Raw genomic sequence first — 2,241 nt, 5'->3', positions numbered from 1 at the left:
GTTATGCTAAATTTTATAATACTGCTTTATATATTATTTAATTATAATTTATATTATATCAAGATTATTTGTGTAAATTATTTATTACATCAACAGTCAAATTTTTCTCATGTATTATCTAGGAATGTAAAATATGGGCGAGTCTAATCCATCAATTCATAAAAATTATGTGGAAATTATAAGCAATAATGCCATTATAAAGCATTATGTAAATGGAATGTCACGTTTTCTAATTTTATGGATTGTTAAATATAATGGCATTATCCACGGTTATGCGATTTTAAAGGAATTGGATCGATTTTTTTCAACATTGATAGATGAAGGATCATTGAAAAAATCAAATCCCAGCAACATATATCCTATTTTGAATAAAATGGAAGAATCAAATCTCATTATAAGTGAATATAAGATTCACAATAATAAAAAATTAAAGTATTTCAAAATAACGGATGATGGTGAACATGTCCTTAGATATATGTATTCCAGATTCGATATAATCCATAACAACAATCAGTGGAAATTGATGTTTGAAGATATGGATTAACTTTAAATGATACCTGTCGGAAGTAACTAATTTTCTCTGTTAAATTTTAAGTATCGGATAGCATCCGGCGAAATAGCAAAATATGGTGCAGGCATTACCTTACGGAATAATTTTAGCCACTTTTGTAATCGGGCTTGCTGTTTCATATATCTACTTTACCAAAACGGATGTTTCACTTTAACATTATTCATCAAATGCTCTTGGGTTTGATTTAAATATTAGTGTATTGAAATATATGTGAAGGTGATATATTATGAATGACTTTGAAAATCAGAAATTCTGTCAATCATGTGCAATGCCTATGAGCGATGAACTTTTTGGAACCAATGCAGACGGTACAAAAAATGAAGACTACTGCATGTACTGCTTTAAAGATGGAGAATTCACCTCAGACATGTCCATGGAAGAGATGATGAATTTCTGCATCGACAAAATGGTTGAAGTTCATCCGGAAATAGATAAGGAGGAAGCTTCCGCAATGATGATGGAAGTATTTCCTAAATTAAAAAGATGGGCTAATGATTAATTAGTTCACTTTCTTATTTTTTTTAAATTTTAAGTATAATTAGTTTCATATTTATTATTATGTGTTCAATAGTAGGTCTGCAAGGCAGTTTTAAAGTAAATGATATTGTACAAATGTTAAAAACCTCTAAAAATAGAGGACCGGATTCATCAGGCATTTATTTGGATGAAATCTATGCTGACATTAACATTGATGAATTCACTGATGAAAATGAATATGAAATAGCTTTTGGACATAATTTGCTTTCTATTTACGATAATGATGGTAGAATATCCAAACCACAACCCATAGCCAGTGATAATCTTGTTTTGGTTTTCAATGGGGAAATATATAACTTTTTAACAATTAGAAATTTCCTAAATAAGGTTGGTGTTGAAGCTGAAATTTCCTCAGATGCTGAAGCTTTATTGTATTTAATTGATTTTTACGCCAAAAAACTGGATTTGCTTAAAGCTGTACAATCAGCAATAAGACTGATTGATGGGGACTATGCATTTTCAGTATGGGACGGTGAAAACCTTGCAATTGCTCGAGATCCATTGGGAGTTAAACCGCTGTTTTACGCACAAAATGATGAAGTTAAAGGATTTGCATCATCAAGATTGTCCCTGAAAGAAGTGGGTCTTACAGATATCAATACCTTAAAACCTGAACACATTCTCTATAACTGGGAAGACATATCTCCAGCACAGGCAATTTATGAAAAAGTCTTTGAAGGGGATGTAGCTAAAATAGATAAGATTCTAAGATTAAGTCTGATTAAAAGGGTTGAAGGATTAAGTGAGCTTGGTGTAATATTTTCAGGGGGCCTTGACAGTTCATACCTTGCACTTCTTTTAAAGGAGATATCAGAAAACATTCCATTAAAAGTTAAATTGTATGCCGTGGGATCTGAAGGATCAAAGGATGTGGAAGCTGCAATTTATGCATCAAAATTCCTGAATCTGGATCTGGAAATATTTGAAGTAACCGAAGAGGCAGTACGTGAAGCCCTGCCTGAAGTGGTAAAAGCCATAGGCGATGATAATCTGATGAAAGTTGGTGTTGGCCTTACAACCTACTTTGCAACCAGAATGGTAGCTCATGATGGAATTAAAGTTGCCATTTCAGGTCAGGGTGCAGATGAGCTCTTCGGAGGATACAAAAGGTATCTTCAAAGCTTTGTTGATGG

At 32.5% G+C, this 2,241-nt stretch carries 3 protein-coding genes; all 3 read left to right on the top strand.

Going from position 1 to position 2,241, the window contains the following annotated elements:
• Window positions 1-133: 133 nt before the first annotated feature.
• Window positions 134-544 carry a PadR family transcriptional regulator gene (locus tag ACJMLH_RS03395; protein WP_405274729.1) on the top strand — a complete coding sequence of 137 codons (411 nt, stop codon included), beginning with the start codon at window positions 134-136 and terminating at the stop codon, window positions 542-544.
• Between the two features lie 253 nt (window positions 545-797).
• A complete protein-coding gene (locus tag ACJMLH_RS03390; RefSeq protein ID WP_405274727.1) occupies window positions 798-1,070 on the top strand; it encodes a zinc ribbon domain-containing protein in 273 nt (90 codons plus the stop codon).
• Between the two features lie 59 nt (window positions 1,071-1,129).
• On the top strand, window positions 1,130-2,241 hold a 1,112-nt coding region (locus tag ACJMLH_RS03385; RefSeq protein WP_405274725.1), incomplete at its 3' end, for an asparagine synthase-related protein.

Origin of the sequence: Methanobrevibacter sp., from assembly GCF_045116495.1 — an archaeon.
Lineage (GTDB): Archaea > Methanobacteriota > Methanobacteria > Methanobacteriales > Methanobacteriaceae > Methanocatella.
The sequence above is the reverse complement of the archived record's forward strand: the minus strand, read 5'-3'. Positions and strand labels throughout refer to the sequence as shown.